15 protein-coding genes are annotated in these 16,307 nt (G+C 69.7%); 9 read left to right on the top strand and 6 right to left on the bottom strand.

The annotated features are described in order from the left end of the window. The first annotated feature begins 80 nt into the window (after positions 1-80). On the top strand, positions 81-3,197 hold the full coding sequence (locus PIQ37_RS11490; protein ID WP_342073590.1) for a discoidin domain-containing protein: 3,117 nt from the start codon (positions 81-83) through the stop codon (positions 3,195-3,197). Positions 3,198-3,337: 140 nt separating this feature from the next. Here the strand turns inward: PIQ37_RS11490 and PIQ37_RS11485 are convergent, their stop codons facing one another. The 5 genes from PIQ37_RS11485 to zwf all read right to left on the bottom strand — a co-directional run bounded on the left by PIQ37_RS11485 (position 3,338) and on the right by zwf (position 9,320). Next, positions 3,338-4,000: a bifunctional 4-hydroxy-2-oxoglutarate aldolase/2-dehydro-3-deoxy-phosphogluconate aldolase gene (locus tag PIQ37_RS11485; RefSeq protein ID WP_342073565.1), complete on the bottom strand. Its 663-nt coding sequence runs from the start codon at positions 3,998-4,000 to the stop codon at positions 3,338-3,340. Positions 4,001-4,081: 81 nt separating this feature from the next. After that, positions 4,082-5,998 carry a phosphogluconate dehydratase gene (gene edd / locus PIQ37_RS11480; protein WP_342073564.1) on the bottom strand — a complete coding sequence of 639 codons (1,917 nt, stop codon included), beginning with the start codon at positions 5,996-5,998 and terminating at the stop codon, positions 4,082-4,084. A gap of 138 nt (positions 5,999-6,136) precedes the next feature. Then, positions 6,137-6,856 (bottom strand): 6-phosphogluconolactonase, encoded by a 720-nt coding sequence (pgl, locus tag PIQ37_RS11475; RefSeq protein ID WP_017917731.1) that lies wholly within the window; start codon positions 6,854-6,856, stop codon positions 6,137-6,139. Then, positions 6,853-7,860 (bottom strand): glucokinase, encoded by a 1,008-nt coding sequence (gene glk / locus PIQ37_RS11470; RefSeq protein ID WP_017917730.1) that lies wholly within the window; start codon positions 7,858-7,860, stop codon positions 6,853-6,855. The genes pgl and glk overlap by 4 nt, the downstream gene beginning before the upstream one ends. Beyond that, entirely contained in the window at positions 7,857-9,320 is a 1,464-nt protein-coding gene (gene zwf, locus PIQ37_RS11465; protein WP_342073563.1) for a glucose-6-phosphate dehydrogenase, read from the bottom strand. Before zwf ends, glk begins: the two co-directional genes overlap by 4 nt. A gap of 414 nt (positions 9,321-9,734) precedes the next feature. Here zwf and PIQ37_RS11460 point away from each other — a divergent pair, with 414 nt between their 5' ends. After that, on the top strand, positions 9,735-10,859 hold the full coding sequence (locus tag PIQ37_RS11460) for an ABC transporter ATP-binding protein (RefSeq protein WP_342073562.1): 1,125 nt from the start codon (positions 9,735-9,737) through the stop codon (positions 10,857-10,859). Between the two features lie 24 nt (positions 10,860-10,883). Here the strand turns inward: PIQ37_RS11460 and ygfZ are convergent, their stop codons facing one another. Next, positions 10,884-11,756 (bottom strand): CAF17-like 4Fe-4S cluster assembly/insertion protein YgfZ, encoded by an 873-nt coding sequence (gene ygfZ, locus PIQ37_RS11455; RefSeq protein WP_342073561.1) that lies wholly within the window; start codon positions 11,754-11,756, stop codon positions 10,884-10,886. Between ygfZ and PIQ37_RS11450 the strand changes: the two genes are divergently transcribed. The 7 genes from PIQ37_RS11450 (at position 11,658) to PIQ37_RS11420 (ending at position 16,290) form a co-directional block, all read left to right on the top strand. Beyond that, positions 11,658-11,966: a DUF1674 domain-containing protein gene (locus PIQ37_RS11450; RefSeq protein WP_318526716.1), complete on the top strand. Its 309-nt coding sequence runs from the start codon at positions 11,658-11,660 to the stop codon at positions 11,964-11,966. The genes ygfZ and PIQ37_RS11450 overlap by 99 nt on opposite strands. A gap of 60 nt (positions 11,967-12,026) precedes the next feature. Further along, the gene (sdhC, locus tag PIQ37_RS11445; RefSeq protein ID WP_017912577.1) at positions 12,027-12,419 is read left to right on the top strand and encodes a succinate dehydrogenase, cytochrome b556 subunit; all 393 of its coding nucleotides are present in this window, start codon (positions 12,027-12,029) and stop codon (positions 12,417-12,419) included. After that, positions 12,416-12,802, top strand: a complete 387-nt coding sequence (gene sdhD / locus PIQ37_RS11440) for a succinate dehydrogenase, hydrophobic membrane anchor protein (RefSeq protein WP_010342655.1) — start codon at positions 12,416-12,418, stop codon at positions 12,800-12,802. The genes sdhC and sdhD overlap by 4 nt, the downstream gene beginning before the upstream one ends. 33 nt (positions 12,803-12,835) lie before the next feature. Next, entirely contained in the window at positions 12,836-14,626 is a 1,791-nt protein-coding gene (sdhA, locus tag PIQ37_RS11435; protein WP_010342654.1) for a succinate dehydrogenase flavoprotein subunit, read from the top strand. Between the two features lie 102 nt (positions 14,627-14,728). Beyond that, entirely contained in the window at positions 14,729-15,511 is a 783-nt protein-coding gene (locus PIQ37_RS11430; protein ID WP_017908442.1) for a succinate dehydrogenase iron-sulfur subunit, read from the top strand. Positions 15,512-15,638: 127 nt separating this feature from the next. After that, positions 15,639-15,887 (top strand): FAD assembly factor SdhE, encoded by a 249-nt coding sequence (locus PIQ37_RS11425; RefSeq protein WP_017912578.1) that lies wholly within the window; start codon positions 15,639-15,641, stop codon positions 15,885-15,887. Further along, a complete protein-coding gene (locus PIQ37_RS11420; RefSeq protein WP_342073560.1) occupies positions 15,838-16,290 on the top strand; it encodes a hypothetical protein in 453 nt (150 codons plus the stop codon). The genes PIQ37_RS11425 and PIQ37_RS11420 overlap by 50 nt, the downstream gene beginning before the upstream one ends. Positions 16,291-16,307 lie beyond the last annotated feature (17 nt).

Here is a 16,307-nt window from a genome sequence, read left to right as displayed (position 1 = left end):
AGACACGCAACGAAACGACAGCGACGGGGAAGGCAATGAAGGACGGGATGGCGATGACGGGCGCACGCGCGATGCTGGCGATGCTGGGACTGGCGGCCGCCCATGCCGTCGCCGCGCCGCCGACCTCCACGGTGACGCTGGACAGCTTCAACGATCTGGACAAGTGGCAGATCGTCGTCTCCAACCAGGTCACCGCCTCGACCCGGCTGGTGCAGGCGCCCAGCGGCGGCCGCGCCAAGGCGCTGTGCCTGGACTACGACTTCAACGGCGTGTCCGGCTATGCCGGTATCCGCCGCAGCGTGCCGATCGAGTACCCGGACAACTACCAGTTCTCGTTCCAGCTGCGCGGCGAGTCGCCGCGCAACGACCTGCAGTTCAAGCTGGTCGACGCCAGCGGCGACAACGTGTGGTGGGTCAACCGGCCGCGCTACGACTTCCCCACGCAGTGGAGCACGGTCACCTACAAGAAGCGGCAGATCGACAAGGCCTGGGGGCCGAGCCCGGAGAAGGAGCTGACCCGCAGCGCGCAGATCGAGTTCACCATCTACAACCAGGTCGGTGGTGCCGGCACGGTGTGCTTCGATCAGCTGACCCTGACCCCGTTGCCGCCGCAGGACACCTCGCCGCTGACCGTCAAGGTCAACACCGATACCGCGCCGGCGCTGGAGCAGCGCATCGCCGACGGCAAGCCCGACACCGTCTGGTACAGCGGCAACGCCAAGACCCAGACGGTGATGCTGGACCTGGGCAAGGTGCGTGAGTTCGGCGGCGCCAAGGTGCAGTGGGCGCCGGGCGTGTATGCCTCGCGCTACACCGTGCAGGGCTCGGCCGACGGGCGCAGCTGGCGCGAGTTGCGCAGCGTGACCGCCGGCAACGGCGGCACCGACTGGCTGGCGCTGCCGGAAACCGAGGCGCGCTACGTGCGCTTCGACCTGCAGGACGGCCCCAGCTTCCGTTACGGCATCGCCGACATCACGCTGCAGCCGCTGGCCTTCGCCGCGACCCAGAACGACTTCATCAAGTCGGTGGCGGCGCAATCGACCCGCGGCTGGTTCCCGCGCGGCTTCAGCGGCGAGCAGCCGTACTGGACCATCGTCGGCCTGGATGGCGGCCGCGAGCAGGGCCTGGTCGGCGAGGATGGCGCGATCGAGGTGGGCAAGGGCGGCTTCAGCATCGAGCCGTTCCTGCTGCTGGACGGCAAGCGCCTGAGCTGGGCCGACGTCAAGACGGCGCAGAGCCTGCAGGACGACTACCTGCCGATTCCCAGCGTGGACTGGACCCACGACAACGCCGCGCTGCGCGTGACCGCGTTCGTGCAGGGCGAGCCGGAACAGGCGCAACTGGTGGCGCGCTACCGGCTCAGCAACCCGAGCAAGCAGCCGCACGACTACACCCTGGCGCTGGCGGTGCGTCCGTTCCAGGTCAATCCGCCCAGCCAGTTCCTCAACACGGTCGGCGGGGTCAGCCCGATCCGCTCGCTGGCCTTCGCCGGCACGCAGGTCCAGGTCAACGGCCAGCCGCGGGTGTTCGCGGTGCAGAAGCCCGATGCCGCCTACGCCAGCGCGTTCGACGCCGGCATGGACGTCGAACGGCTGAGTACCGACGCCAGCGGCCTGCCGCAGCAGGCGCAGGATCCCGATGGGCTGGCCTCCGGCGCGCTGCTGTACCGCGGGCGCCTGGCCCCGGGCGAGGTGCGCGAGGTGGCGCTGGTGATCCCGCAGACCGGTAGCGCCGGCGTGCCGGCGGGCTTCGATGCGGCGCGCGCGCAGCAGCAGGTCGCCGCGCAGTGGCACGAGAAGCTGGACCGCGTGCAGCTGCACGTACCGGCGCAGGGCAAGGCGGTGACCGACACGCTGCGCACCGCGCTGGCGCACATGCTGATCTCGCGGATCGGCCCTCGCCTGCAGCCGGGCACGCGCTCGTACTCGCGCAGCTGGATCCGCGACGGCGCGATGATCTCCGAAGGCCTGCTGCGGCTGGGCCGCGCCGACGTGGTCCGCGAATACGTGGAGTGGTATGCGCCGTACCAGTTCGCCAACGGCATGGTGCCGTGCTGCGTGGACGATCGCGGCAGCGACCCGGTGCCGGAGAACGACAGCCACGGCGAACTGATCTACAGCGTCGCCGACTACTACCGCTACAGCGGCGACCGCGCCTTCCTGGAGCAGATGTGGCCGCACGTGCTCGGCGCCTATACCTACATGGAGCAGCTGCGGCTGAGCGAGCGCACTGACGAGAACCGCGCGCGCAACGCGGCCTTCTACGGGATGATGCCGGTGTCGATCAGCCACGAGGGCTATTCGGCCAAGCCGATGCACTCGTACTGGGACAATTTCTGGGCGCTGCGCGGCTACAAGGACGCGGTGAGCATCGCCGCCGAACTGGGCCGCATCGACGATGCCGCGCACTTCGCCGCCTCGCGCGACCAGTTCCGCCAGGACCTGTACGCCTCGCTGGACGCGGCCACCCAGCAGCACCACATCAATTTCCTGCCGGGCTCGGCGGAATTGGGTGATTTTGATCCGACCTCGACCACCATCGCGCTGGCACCGGGCGGCGAGCAGGGCCGGCTGCCGCAGGCGCTGCTCGACAATACCTTCGAACGTTACTGGAGCGAGTTCGTGGGTCGCCGCGACGGCACCCGCGAGTGGAAGGACTACACGCCGTACGAGTGGCGCAACGTGTCCGCGTTCGTGCGCCTGGGCTGGCGCGAGCGCGCCTGGGAGGCGACCCAGTTCTTCTTCAAGGACCGCACGCCGCAGGCGTGGAACCAGTGGGCCGAAGTGGTCTCGCGCACGCCGCGCAAGCCGTTCTTCCTCGGCGACCTGCCGCATGCCTGGGTGGCCTCGGACTTCGTGCGCTCGGTGCTGGACATGTTCGCCTACGCCCGCGACGTCGACGACAGCCTGGTGCTGGCGGCCGGCATCCCCGCCGACTGGTTCGACGGCAAGGGCGTGGCGATCGAGCAGCTGCGCACCCCGCAAGGGCCGCTGAGCTACCAGTTGCGGCGACAGAAGAACCGCCTGCTGCTGAACATCCCCGAGGGCCTGCGCATGCCCAGCGGCGGCCTGGTGCTGCCGTGGCCGTACCCGGGCGAACCGGGCCGCACCCTCGTCAACGGCGAAACCGCGCAGTGGGAGCACGGCGAACTGCGCATCCACGCGTTGCCGGCGGATGTGCAGATCGAGGTGCGGTGAGGCTGGGAATCGGGAATCGGGATTCGGGAATCGCAACAGCGAAAGAAAAAGAAAAAGCGCCGGCATGCCGGCGCTTTTTTTGCTTCTGGAGTCCTGAGCTGTGAGAGCCGAGGTTCGGGCTTTTACCGATTCCCGATTCCCTATTCCCGATTCCCGGCTTCACGCACGATCGCGGCCGCCTTCGCCGAGCTCTCGCGCACCTTGTCCCAGGCGCCATCGGCCAGCCAGTCCTTGGGCACCATCCACGAGCCGCCGATGCAGACCACGTTGGGCTGGGCCAGGTATTCGGCGGCGGTGCTCTCGCCGATGCCGCCGGTGGGGCATAGCTTGAGCTCGGCCAGGGGGCCGGCCAGGCCCTTGAGCATCGCCAGGCCGCCGACGGCGGAGGCGGGGAACAGCTTGCAGACGCGGAAGCCGCGTTCCATCAGCGCTAGCAGTTCGCTGGGGGTGGCCGCGCCCGGCACCACCGGCAGCGGCGCCTGCGCCAGGGCGTCGGCCAGGGTCGGGGTGGTGCCCGGGGTGACGATGAAGTCGGCGCCGGCGTCGATCGACTGCTGCAGCTGGGTGGCGTTGAGCACGGTGCCGGCGCCGATCACGATGTCCGGCAGTTCGCGCTTGAGCATCGCCAGCGCTTCCATCGCCACCGGCGTGCGCAGGGTCAGTTCGATCGCCGGCAGGCCGCCTTCGAGAAGCGCGGCCGACACGCGGCGCGCTTCTTCCAGGGTGTGGACGGTGACGACGGGCAGGATGCCGGCCGCGCGCAGCAGCTGTTCGGCCTTGGTCTGGTGTTCGGCGATGGTCATGGGCGTCTCGGTTGCGAGGGGGCAAGGCCCCGGCCGCGCACGGCCAGGGCAGGGTGGGGCGCGCGGCGGCAGCGCCGCCGCTCAGGCGTCCTTGGCTTCGTGCGGCGCGGCGGCGGCCTCGGCATCGCGGCCCAGGTCGTACTCGGCGTCGTAGTTCCACAGGTCGCCGTCGGCGGCCGGCGGGCCGCAGGAGATCGACAGCGCGCCCTGGTCGGCGGGGCCGACCATACGGCGGTTGAGCCCGAACAGGTTGCGGCCCATGTCGTGCGCAGCCGGCGCGGTGTTCGGCGCCAGCGGCCGCGCCGCCCACTCGGCGGCGTCCACCAGCACTTCCAGGGTGCCGGCCTCGCCGTCCAGGCGCACGATGTCGCCTTCGCGCACGCGCGCCAGGGGGCCGCCGCGCGCCGCTTCCGGGGTCACGTGGATGGCCGCGGGGAACTTGCCGGAGGCGCCGGACAGGCGCCCGTCGGTGACCAGCGCCACGCGCCGGCCCTGGTTCTGCAGCAGGCCCAGCAGTGGCGCCAGCGAATGCAGTTCCGGCATGCCGTTGGCCTGCGGGCCCTGGTAGCGCAGCACCAACACGAAGTCGTGCGGCAGCGCGCCGGCGGCGTGCAGCTTGTTCAGCGCCTGCGGCGCGTCGATCACCACGGCCGGCGCTTCGATGGTGCGGAACTGCGGCTTCACCGCCGACAGCTTGATCAGCGAGCGGCCGAGGTTGCCGCGCAGCAGGCGCAGGCCGCCCTGCGCTTCGAACGGGTTGGACGCCGGACGCACCACCGCCTCGTCGGCGCTCTTGGCCGGGCTCGGCACATAGGCCAGCTTGCCGTTCTGTACGCAGGGCTCGTCGCCGTAGGCGCGCATGCCGCCGGGCACGATGGTGGCCAGGTCGTCGTGCATCAGCCCGGCGTCCATCAGCTCGCGGAACACGAAGCCGATGCCGCCGGCGGCGGCGAAGTGGTTCACGTCGGCCTCGCCGTTCGGATACACCCGCGCCAACAGCGGTACTAGCTGCGACAGCGCATCCAGGTCGTCCCAGGTCAGCACGATGCCGGCCGCACGCGCCACTGCCAGCCAGTGGATGGTGTGGTTGGTGGAGCCGCCGGTGGCCATCAGCGCGACCACGGCGTTGACGATGGCGCGCTCATCGATCAGCCGGCCCAGCGGGCGGAAGTCGCTGCCCAGGGCGGTGATGCGCAGCGCGCGCTCGGTCGCCTGCTGGGTCAGCGCCTCGCGCAGCGGGGTGCCGGGGTTGACGAAGGAGGCGCCGGGCAACTGCACGCCCATCGCTTCCAGCAGCACCTGGTTGGAGTTGGCGGTGCCGTAGAAGGTGCAGGTACCGGGGGCGTGGTAGGAGGCCGATTCGGCGGCCAGCAGTTCCTCGCGGGTGGCCTGGCCGGCGGCGTAGCGCTCGCGCACCTCGGCCTTCTGCTTGTTGGGGATGCCCGGGGTCATCGGTCCGGCCGGCACGAACACCGCCGGCAGGTGGCCGAAGGCCAGCGCGCCGATCAGCAGGCCGGGCACGATCTTGTCGCACACGCCCAGGTACAGGCTGGTGTCGAACATGTCGTGGCTCAGGCCGATGGCGGTGGCCTGGGCGATCACGTCGCGCGAGAACAGCGACAGTTCCATGCCCGGCCGGCCCTGGGTCACGCCGTCGCACATCGCCGGTACGCCGCCGGCCACCTGCGCGGTGGCGCCGAGCGCGCGCGCGGTGCTGCGGATGATCTCCGGGTAGTGCTCGAACGGCTGGTGCGCCGAGAGCATGTCGTTGTAGGCGGTGATGATGCCGAGGTTGGGGGTGATCCCGCCTTCCAGCCGGCTCTTGTCGGTGGGGCCGCAGGCGGCGAAGCCGTGGGCGAGGTTGCCGCAGCTCAGGCGGCTGCGGAACGGACCGTCGCGCAGCGCGGCGTCGATGCCGGCCAGGTAGGCGCGCCGCGACGGCGCACTGCGCTGGCGGATGCGTTCGGTGATCGCGTGGAGGGTCGGATGCAGGCTCATTGGCGGAAGTGGCTATGAAGGGGGAATCGGGAAACGGGAACGGAGAATCGGAAGAGCGAAGATCGGGAATCGGAAGAGCGGGAACGCATCAGCGCGCAGCCGTGGCGAATCCCTAATCCCCAATCCCCACTCCCGGCATCACTCGCACCAATGCACGCGCAGGCGCGCACCAGGCGTGTCGAAGGCGACGCGGATCGGGTACTCGTGCGGATCGGTGCCGGCCAGCGCGCGCTCCAGCACCTCCAGTTTCTGCTTGCCGCGCAACAGCAGCATGCGCTGGCCGATCGGCGCCAGGCCGGCCGGGGTCAGGGTGATGCGCAGCGGCCAGGTGTTGGCGCCAGGGCAGCCGGTGGCGTCGAGCGTGGCGTAGGGCAGCGGGTTGGCCAGGGCCTTGTTCAGGTCGGTGGCGCCCGGGAACAGCGAGGCGGTGTGGCCGTCGCCGCCCATGCCCAACACTGCCATGCACGGGGCCGGGGCGTGCTGCGCGTGCAGGTTGGCCGCGTGCACGCAGTCCTGCAGCGGCTTGCCGACCCGCACCAGCGGCTCGAAGCGCGCCTCTTCGGCGCGGTCGAGCAGGCTGTGCCGGACCAGATAGGCGTTGCTGTCGCTGTCCTGCGGCGACAGCCAGCGCTCGTCGACCAGGCCGACCTCCAGCTTGGACCAGTCCAGCGGCAGCTCGGCCAGCGCCTGGTACACCGGCGCCGGGGTGGTGCCGCCGGACAGCAGCAGGCGCGCGCCGCCGCGGCGCTGGATCTCCTCGCGCAGCGCGGTGCCGATCTCGGCCGCCGCCGCGTCGATCCATTCGTCCGGATCGTCGTAGCGGATCAGCGTGATGCGGTCGGACAGCGTGGGGCTCATGCAATGGCTCCTGGGGATTGCCGCGCGGCGTCCACCGCGTAGGCGGCGGCGCCGAGCAGGCCGGGACGGGGATGGATCACCGCCAGCGACGGCACCCGCGCCATGATCGACGAAAACCGGCCCTTGTGCTCGAAGCGCTGGCGGAACCCGGAATGCTGGATCGCGTCGAGCATCTTCGGCACCAGCCCACCGGTCAGGAACACGCCGTCCCAGGCGCCCTGCATCAGCACCAGGTCGCCGGCGATGGCGCCGAACACGGCGCAGAACACGTCCACCGTGCGCATCGCCCGGTAGTCACCCTGCGCGGCGCGCGCGGTGATGTCTTCCGGCTGCAGCGGGCCCGGGTCGTCGCCGGCGATCTCGCTGAGCGCACGGTGGATGTTGACCAGGCCGGGGCCGCAGATCAGGCGCTCGTTGGAGACGCGGCCGAACTGCTGCGACAGCAGCTCCAGGATGCGGATCTCCTCCGGCGTACCCGGCGGGAAGCTGACGTGGCCGCCCTCGGTCTCCAGCGGAAAGCAGCGCCCGCCGCGCATCAGCAGGCCGCCCACGCCCAGGCCGGTGCCGGGGCCGATCACGCCGTAGTTGCGCGGCACCTCGACCGGCGACGGGGTCCAGCTGGCGCCGCCGACCTGGACCACGTCCTGCGGCCGCAGCAGGCTGATCGCCATCGCCTGCGCGGCGAAGTCGTTGATCAGGTGCAGTTCGTCGAAGCCGAGCATGGCACGGGTGCGCGCCCGCGAGATCACCCACGGATGGTTGGTGATGCGCGCCTCGTCGCCATCGACGCGGCCGGCGACGGCGAAGGTGCCGCTGCGCGCGTCCACCCCGGTCTGTTCCAGGTAGTGGCGGGCAGCGTCGCCCAGCGACGGGAATTCCACCACCGCGTAGGTCTGGGTGCTGTCGTCGAGCAGCGGCACCGAGGCGTCGAGATCGGCGAGGGCGAAACGGGCATTGGTGCCGCCGATGTCGGCGACCAGCACCGGGCGCTGCGGCGCGCTCATTGCGCGACCTTCGGCGCGGCGCCGGACTGGTCGCAGGAGACGTAGGCCTGCGCTTCCTGCGGCCCCCAGCTGCCGGCCGGGTAGGGCAGCAGCGGCAGGCGCGCCTGCGCCCAGGCGGCGCTGACGCTGTCGATCCAGGCCCAGGCGGCGCGCACCTCGTCGTCGCGCACGAACAGCGCGTGGTTGCCGTTGAGCGCGTCGAGCATCAGCCGCTCGTAGGCGATGCGGCGGTGCAGGCCGGTGGGCACCGACAGTTCCAGTTCCAGCGGCTGCAGTTCCAGCGCGCCCCATTCCGGGCCGGCCAGGCTGCTCATCAGCCCCAGTTCGATGTTCTCCTGCGGCTGCAGCTGGAAGGTCAGCCGGTTCGGCGCCACCTGCTGCGCGGCCGGGCGCTCGAACAGCCAATGGGTGACCGGCTTGAGCGTGACCACCACGCGGGTGGAGCGCTCGGCCAGGCGCTTGCCGGTGCACAGCCGGAACGGCACGCCGGCCCAGCGCCAGTTGTCGATGTAGGCGGTGACCGCGGCGAAGGTTTCCACGTCGCTGCCTTCCGGCGGCTGGTAGGCCTGCGCCGGCTGGCCGTTGATGGTGCCGGCGGTGTAGCGCCCGCGCACGCTGTCGCGGGCGGCATGCTCTGCGCTCAGCGGACGCAGCGCGCGCAGTACCTTGACCTTCTCGTCGCGGATGCGGTCGGCTTCCAGCGACGCCGGCGGCTCCATCGCCACCAGGCACAGCAGCTGCAGGATATGGCTCTGCACCATGTCGCGCAGTGCGCCGGAACGCGCGTAGTAGGCGTCGCGACCGTCCACGCCCTCGCTCTCGGCGACCAGGATGTCCACCGACTCGATGTAGTTGCGGTTCCACACCGCTTCCAGCAGGGTGTTGCCGAAGCGCAGCGCGATCAGGTTCTGCACCGCGGCCTTGCCCAGGTAGTGGTCCAGGCGGAACACGCGGTCCTCGTCGATCAGCGCGCCGATCGCCTGCACGATCTCGCGGGCGCTGTCCGAATCGTGGCCGATCGGCTTCTCCAGCATCAGCCGGTGCGGTGCGGCCAGGGCGCCGCCCAGGGCCAGGCCCTGGCAGGTGCTGATGTACAGCCCCGGCGGGATCGCCAGGTAGCTCACGCAGCGGCGCGCGGTCAGGTCGCGCACCGCGGCGGCGACCGATTCGGCATCGCGCAGGTCCACCGAGCGGTAGTCGATGCGCGCCAGCAGCGCCTGCACGATCGATTCGCCGATCTGCGGCATCGCCACCTGCAGGCGCGGCTTGAGGATCTCGTGGAACTTGGCGGTGTCGTGCGGCGACAGCGCCAGCGCGCGGATGCGGAAGTCTTCCGGCAGGAAGCCGTCGTCGAGCATGCGCAGCAGCGAGGGGAACAGATAGCGCTGGGCCAGATCGCCGGTGGCGCCGAACAACAGGAAGGTATCGTGCATCGACCGGGTTTCGGTTTCGGGTGACATGGTGTCGATCACCTGGGGGCTAGGAGTGACGTGGCGTGGGAAAGCGAACGGCGGGAACGGCCTGTATCCGGCCGGTTCGGGCGAGGGCGTGACGCGGGACGGCCGCCAGGCGGGGACGCACGATCCAGGAGATGAATACGACTGCCAGACCTCTGAGCATACCTCTCCAATGCCTCATGCTGCAGGCCGGCTGTCATTCGGCATGATGACGATGGCGCGCCGGATCGGCGGCTGGCGGATCGCATTGCGTGCCCTCCCAGGCTCGATGTTGCCCCGTGAAAACGGTTACATGGCAGAATACCGCATCGCGATCCATTGTTGCCTGCGCGCGGGCATGATGCGACCCGCATTCGTATGCACTGCCCTCGGGAGGGACCGGCGGCAGCCCGTTACCTCCTGCCGGAAACCGGATACATGGCGAAAGTACAACTGGACAACATCCGCAAGGTCTACGACAACGGCCAGGTCGCCGTGCACGGGGCCAGCTTCGAAGTGGCCGACGGCGAACTGATGGTGCTGGTCGGGCCGTCGGGCTGCGGCAAGTCCACGCTGCTGCGGATGATCGCCGGCCTGGAAGAGATCAGCGGCGGCGAGCTGCGCATCGGCGAGCGCGTGGTCAACGACGTGGCGCCGAAGGACCGCGACATCGCCATGGTGTTCCAGAGCTATGCGCTGTACCCGCACATGACCGTGGCCGAGAACCTGGCGTTCGGGCTCAAGCTGCGCGGCGAGAGCAAGGAGGTCATCCGCCAGCGCGTGGCCGCCGCGGCCGACACCCTGGGCCTGACCCCGATGCTGGGCAAGCTGCCGCGGGCCATGTCCGGCGGCCAGCGCCAGCGCGTGGCGCTGGGCCGCGCGCTGGTGCGCGAGCCGGCGGTGTTTCTGCTCGACGAGCCGCTGTCCAACCTGGACGCCAAGCTGCGCCATTCCGTGCGCACCGAGATCGCGCAGTTGCACCGCAAGCTCGGCACCACCATGATCTACGTCACCCACGACCAGGTCGAGGCGATGACCCTGGGCCAGCGCATCGTGGTGCTCAAGGACGGGATGATCCAGCAGATCGACACGCCGATGGCGCTGTACGACCGCCCGGCCAACCTGTTCGTGGCCGGTTTCCTCGGCAGCCCGGCGATGAACGTGCTGCGCGGGCGGCTGGTCGAGGAGGGCGGCCTGCATCTGCAGTTGCAGGATGGCGGACGGGTGCCGCTGCCGGGTGCGCAGATCGCGCCGCAGTGGCTGGGCCGGGAGCTGGCGATCGGCGTGCGGCCGGAGCATCTGCAGCCCAGCGACGAGGGCCAGGGTGGCTTCGAGACGACCATCGAGGTGATCGAGCCGGTCGGCAACGAGATCTTCGTCAATCTCAGCCACGGTGCGCAGCCGCTGGTGATGCGGGTGGCGCCGCGCGCGCTGCCGGGCCTGGGCGAGCGCCTGCGGGTGGCGGTGCGCGGCGATGCGCTGCACTTCTTCGATGGCGAGAGTGGGGGGCGCCTGGAGGCGCGGGAGTCGGGATTGGGGATTGGGGATTCGCAACAGCCGTAGCAAATCTGGCGTAACGGCGCGCGCTCAGCGCGCCAGGCCCTCGACCAGGGGCTGCCACCTTGCGGGGTGGCCGTCGACGTCCAGCCCCGTCGGCGGTGTCTCGTCCAGCGGCAGCACCGCTAATGCCAGGCTGCCGGCGACGCTGACCACGCTGCCGAACGGCTGGCCGTCGCGCAGCACCGCTGCGTCGATCGCAACGGTTTCATCCACCTCCAGCAACTGCGCCGCGCGCTTGGCCTTGCCCAGGAAGTGGGTGCGGGCGACGATTTCCTGGCCGGGATAGCAGCCTTTCTTGACGCTGAAGGCGTGCAGCCGGTCCAGGCCCAACTGCTGCGGCGTCCACTGTTCGCGCTGGCTCGGCGCAAGCCGGGCCAGGCCCAGGCGCAGGTCGGTCGCGCGCCAGGCCGCCGTCAGCGCCGGATCGGCCGCCGGCGCATCCACCGGCGGCGCGGGTACCAGGCGCAGCGTGCGCGGCAGGCCGTCGCCGCCCATGTCCAGCTCGATCACGCCGGCCTCATCGTGCGCCGACATCGCGCCCCGGGCTTGGTCGGGTAGGCTCATTCGACCGACTGCATGCAGCGTGTCCTCGACGGTGAGGCGCAGCTTGCGCCGGAACACGAAGCGGCCCAGCGCCGTCGCCAGGTCCTCGGCGCCGCCGTCGGGAAGCAGCATCAGCAAGGCGTCGTCGGCCTGGCGCAGCAGCGCGAACACCGCGATCACTCGGCCCTTGGCGGTGAGCCAGGCGTTCCACTGCCACTGGCCCACGGCCAGCGCCTGCACGTCGTTGGCGAACTGCGCATGCGCGAAGGCCGCTGCATCCGGACCGCGCAATGCGACGTATTGCAGGTGTGGCAGGGCGGAAAAACCGCCGGATTCCAGATTCAGGTTGTCAGGCACGAGAGGGGAGGACTAAAATTGACGAGTTGTGAGACCCGCATGATAGGCCAACCAACCCCCACACCCGAGTCCGATCCCGAAACGCAGCGGCCCGCCGAGGACACCCCTCCGCAGACCGAGCCTGCGCCGCGGGAGATCGGCGGGCGCGGCGGCCTCGAGCCGACGCGCTACGGCGACTGGGAGAAAAACGGACGCTGCATCGATTTTTGAGCAGCTTTGAGCCAACGCGGCCTTAAGCACGCCGCCCAGCCGAGACAACGAGCCCAGCGAATGGCTACGCGCGAACGTCCTCTTTCCCCGCATCTGCAGGTCTATCGCTGGCAGATCCAGATGGTGACCTCGATCCTGAATCGAGCCACCGGCATCGTGCTGTCGATCGGTGCCTTGATCATCGCCGCCGGCCTGTTGGCGCTGATGCTCGGCCCCGCCTCCTGGAACTGCTTCCGCGACATCGCCGGCGCCTGGTACGGCCAGGTGTTCCTGTTCGGCTGGACCTGGTGCTTCGCTTTCCACCTGTTCGGCGGCCTGCGCCACATCCTGCAGGATTTCGGCCAGGGCTACGCCGTCCGCGCCTTCGTCACCATCGGCTGGCTGTCGGTCGTGCTCAGCTTCGTGCTGACCGCCGCCGTGTGGGCCTACGTGCTGCTGGGAGCCACCGCATGAGCCGCTATCGCACCCCGTTGAAGAACGTCCGCGGCCTGGGCGCGGCCAAGACCGGCACCGAGCACTTCGTGCTGCAGCGCCTGACCGCCACCGCGCTGGTGCCGCTGTCGATCTGGTTCCTGATCTTCGTGCTGAGCCTGCTCGGTTCGGACTACGTCGCCGCCACCGAAGCCGTGGCCAAGCCGTGGAACGCGATCCTGCTGGTCGGCTTCCTGATCGCCGCGTTCTGGCACGCCCAGCTCGGCATGCAGGTGGTGCTGGAAGACTACGTGCACACCTCGCTGCTGGCCCTGGCCGCGCAGACCATCGTGCGCTTCGTCGCCGTGCTCGGCGCCATCGTCAGCATCTTCGCCGTGGCGCGCATCGCGCTGGGCATCGCCTGATCCATCGGCGCCCCCTCTAGGAACCACATTTCGATGTCCGCTTACAAGATCACCGAACACAAGTACGACATGGTCGTGGTCGGCGCCGGCGGCGCCGGCCTGCGCGCGACCTTCGGCCTGGCCCAGAAGGGCCTGCAGACGGTCTGCCTGACCAAGGTCTTCCCGACCCGTTCGCACACCGTGGCGGCGCAGGGCGGCATCTCCGCCGCGCTCGGCAACATGGGCGAGGACGACTGGCGCTACCACTTCTACGACACCATCAAGGGCTCGGACTGGCTGGGCGACCAGGACGCCATCGAGTACATGTGCCGCGAGGCGATCCCCGCGATCATCGAGCTGGAGCACTACGGCGTGCCGTTCAGCCGCACCGAGGACGGCAAGATCTACCAGCGTCCGTTCGGCGGCATGACCACCAAGTACGGCGAAGGCCCGTCCGCGCAGCGCACCTGCGCCGCCGCCGACCGCACCGGCCACGCCATGCTGCACACGCTGTACCAGCAGTCGCTGGCGCACAACGCGCGCTTCATGATCGAGTACTTCGCGCTCGACCTGATCTTCGACGAGGAAGGCGCCTGCCGCGGCGTGCTCGCCCTGGACATGGCCGAAGGCTCGCTGCACCTGTTCCGCGCCCACGGCGTTGTGCTGGCCACCGGCGGCTACGGCCGCGCCTACTTCAGCGCCACCTCGGCGCACACCTGCACCGGCGACGGCGGCGGCCTGGTGATGCGCGCCGGCCTGCCGATGCAGGACATGGAGTTCGTGCAGTTCCACCCGACCGGCATCTACGGCGCCGGCTGCCTGATCACCGAAGGCGTGCGCGGCGAAGGCGGCATCCTGCGCAACAGCAGCGGCGAGCGCTTCATGGAGCGCTACGCGCCGCACTACAAGGATCTGGCCTCGCGCGACGTGGTGTCGCGGTCGATGACCATCGAGATCCGCGAAGGCCGCGGCGTCGGCGAGCACAAGGACCACATCCTGCTCGACCTGACCCACCTCGGACCGGGCGTGATCGACGACAAGCTGCCGGGCATCGCCGAGAGCGCGCGCATCTTCGCCGGTGTCGACGTGCACAAGCAGCCGATCCCGGTGATCCCGACCGTGCACTACAACATGGGCGGCATCCCGACCAACTACCACGGCGAAGTGGTGCGCAAGGACGGCGACAACCCCGATGCGGTGGTGCCGGGTCTGTACGCCATCGGCGAGGCCGCCTGCGTGTCTGTGCACGGCGCCAACCGCCTGGGCTCCAACTCGCTGCTCGACCTGGTGGTGTTCGGCCGCGCGGTGGCCAACCGCTGCGCCGAGACGATCAAGACCGGCGCCCCGCACAAGGGCCTGCCGGGCGACGCCTGCGACAAGGCGCTGGGCCTGCTGGACAAGCTGCGCAACGCCAACGGCAGCACCCCGACCTCGGTGATCCGCGACAAGATGCAGCGCACCATGCAGTCCGACGCGGCAGTGTTCCGCACCAGCAAGACGCTGAAGGAAGGCGTGGACAAGATGGCCGACATCTTCGCCAGCTTCGAGGACGTGAAGGTGTCCGACCGCTCGCTGGTGTGGAATTCCGACCTGATCGAGACCTACGAGCTGAACAACCTGCTGCTCAATGCGGTGGCGACGATCAACTCGGCCGAACAGCGCAAGGAAAGCCGCGGCGCGCACGCCCACGAGGATTTCCCCGACCGCGACGACGTCAACTGGCAGAAGCACACGCTGGTCACCGTCGACGACAAGGGCCAGTGCAGCTTCGACTATCGCCCGGTGCACATGTACACGCTCAGCAAGGACGTGGACGTGGTGCCGCCGAAGCCGCGCGTTTACTGACCAAAGCCGGGATTGGGGATTGGTGATTCGGGATTCGAACACTTCGCTTCCTGCTCTCAACGCCTCCCCAATCCCTAATCCCCAATCCCGGATTTAAAAGCCATGGCAGAGTTCACCCTCCCCAAGAATTCCAAGATCGGCAAGGGCAAGCACTTTCCCGCCAAGGGCGCGAAGAACGTGCGGACCTTCAAGGTCTACCGGTGGAATCCGGACGACGACAGCAACCCGCGGACCGACACCTACGAGGTGGACCTGGACGCGTGCGGCCCGATGGTTCTGGACGCGCTGATCAAGATCAAGAACGAGATCGACCCGACCCTGACCTTCCGCCGCTCGTGCCGCGAGGGGATCTGCGGGTCGTGCGCGATGAACATCGACGGCACCAACACGCTGGCCTGCACCAAGGCGATCAGCGACTGCGGCAAGAAGGAAGTGCCGATCTACCCGCTGCCGCACATGAGCGTGGTCAAGGATCTGGTGCCGGACCTGACCCACTTCTACGCGCAGTACGCCTCGATCAAGCCGTGGATCCGCACCCAGACCCCGCCGCCGCCGGATCGCGAGCGGCTGCAGTCGCCGGAAGACCGCAAGAAGCTCGACGGCCTGTACGAGTGCATCCTGTGCGCGTGCTGCTCGACCAGCTGCCCGAGCTACTGGTGGAACGGTGAGCGTTACCTGGGTCCGGCGATCCTGCTGCAGGCCTACCGCTGGATCATCGACTCGCGCGACGAGGACACCGGTGCGCGCCTGGACGATCTGGAAGATCCGTTCAAGCTGTACCGCTGCCACACCATCATGAACTGCGCGCGGACCTGCCCGAAGGGCCTGAACCCGGCGCTGGCGATCGCCGAGATCAAGAAGCTGATGATGGCGCGCCGCGCCTGATCGCAGCGGCGGACGTTCCATACGGCGGGCCTGCCCGCCGACCGCGCGGCACCGGCTTTCGGGTTCGGTGCCGCGTTCGTTTTCGGCGGCTGCCGTGCGGCGCCGCCCCCAGGCAAGGGCGCATGCGATGGACGAGAGCACCGAACTGAAGAAGCTGCGCTGGCGCTGCCGGCGCGGCATGCGCGAACTGGACCAGCTGTTCGGCCGCTACCTGGACCGGCGCTGGGGGGAGGCTTCCGAGGACGAGCGCGGGGTTTTCCTATACCTGCTCGATTGCGAGGACGATAAGTTGTGGCGCTGGTTCATGGGCTACGAGGCCTGTCCCGATGCACGCGCCGCCGATCTCATCGCCTCCATCCGCGCCATGCCGGCTTGACTGGCGCCCCTCGCGCTGGCTGCTGGCCGCGCTGACCCTGCTCGGCGCGCTGGCGCCGCTGTCGCTGCTCGGCTCCGACCTGCCGCCGCACCTGGCCTGGCCGGCAGCCGCGTTGGCGCTGCTGTACGCGGCGTGGCTGCTGCGCCGTGAGGCCAGGCGGGCGCCGCGCACGCTGCTGGTTCCCGCTGGCGCCGGTGCGCCCAGCGTCGACGGCACGGCGGTGACCGAGCTGCAGGTCGCCTGGCGCGGACCGCTGGCGTTCGTGCGCTGGCGCGACGCGCAGGGGCGCACGCAGCGCCTGGCGTGGTGGCCGGACACGCTGCCGCCGGCGGCACGACGTGAACTGCGTCTGGCCGCTGCCGCCCATGCCGCTTCGTCTGCGCCGCCGCAAATGGCACCATAGCGCTCCCTGGATGGTGG

Origin of the sequence: Xanthomonas protegens (assembly GCF_038442435.1) — a bacterium.
GTDB classification, from domain to species: domain Bacteria; phylum Pseudomonadota; class Gammaproteobacteria; order Xanthomonadales; family Xanthomonadaceae; genus Xanthomonas_A; species Xanthomonas_A sontii.
This window is presented reverse-complemented; position numbering and strand designations above follow the sequence as displayed.

Bases quoted from the DNA above. Each gene is read 5' to 3' on its own strand.
- PIQ37_RS11490 (WP_342073590.1), top strand. From the start codon at position 81: ATGCTGGGACTGGCGGCCGCCCATGCCGTCGCCGCGCCGCCGACCTCC.
- PIQ37_RS11485 (WP_342073565.1), bottom strand. From the start codon at position 4,000: ATGACCATCGCCGAACACCAGACCAAGGCCGAACAGCTGCTGCGCGCG.
- edd (WP_342073564.1), bottom strand. From the start codon at position 5,998: ATGAGCCTGCATCCGACCCTCCACGCGATCACCGAACGCATCCGCCAG.
- pgl (WP_017917731.1), bottom strand. From the start codon at position 6,856: ATGAGCCCCACGCTGTCCGACCGCATCACGCTGATCCGCTACGACGAT.
- glk (WP_017917730.1), bottom strand. From the start codon at position 7,860: ATGAGCGCGCCGCAGCGCCCGGTGCTGGTCGCCGACATCGGCGGCACC.
- zwf (WP_342073563.1), bottom strand. From the start codon at position 9,320: ATGTCACCCGAAACCGAAACCCGGTCGATGCACGATACCTTCCTGTTG.
- PIQ37_RS11460 (WP_342073562.1), top strand. From the start codon at position 9,735: ATGGCGAAAGTACAACTGGACAACATCCGCAAGGTCTACGACAACGGC.
- PIQ37_RS11450 (WP_318526716.1), top strand. From the start codon at position 11,658: ATGCGCGAAGGCCGCTGCATCCGGACCGCGCAATGCGACGTATTGCAG.
- sdhC (WP_017912577.1), top strand. From the start codon at position 12,027: ATGGCTACGCGCGAACGTCCTCTTTCCCCGCATCTGCAGGTCTATCGC.
- sdhD (WP_010342655.1), top strand. From the start codon at position 12,416: ATGAGCCGCTATCGCACCCCGTTGAAGAACGTCCGCGGCCTGGGCGCG.
- sdhA (WP_010342654.1), top strand. From the start codon at position 12,836: ATGTCCGCTTACAAGATCACCGAACACAAGTACGACATGGTCGTGGTC.
- PIQ37_RS11430 (WP_017908442.1), top strand. From the start codon at position 14,729: ATGGCAGAGTTCACCCTCCCCAAGAATTCCAAGATCGGCAAGGGCAAG.
- PIQ37_RS11425 (WP_017912578.1), top strand. From the start codon at position 15,639: ATGGACGAGAGCACCGAACTGAAGAAGCTGCGCTGGCGCTGCCGGCGC.
- PIQ37_RS11420 (WP_342073560.1), top strand. From the start codon at position 15,838: ATGCACGCGCCGCCGATCTCATCGCCTCCATCCGCGCCATGCCGGCTT.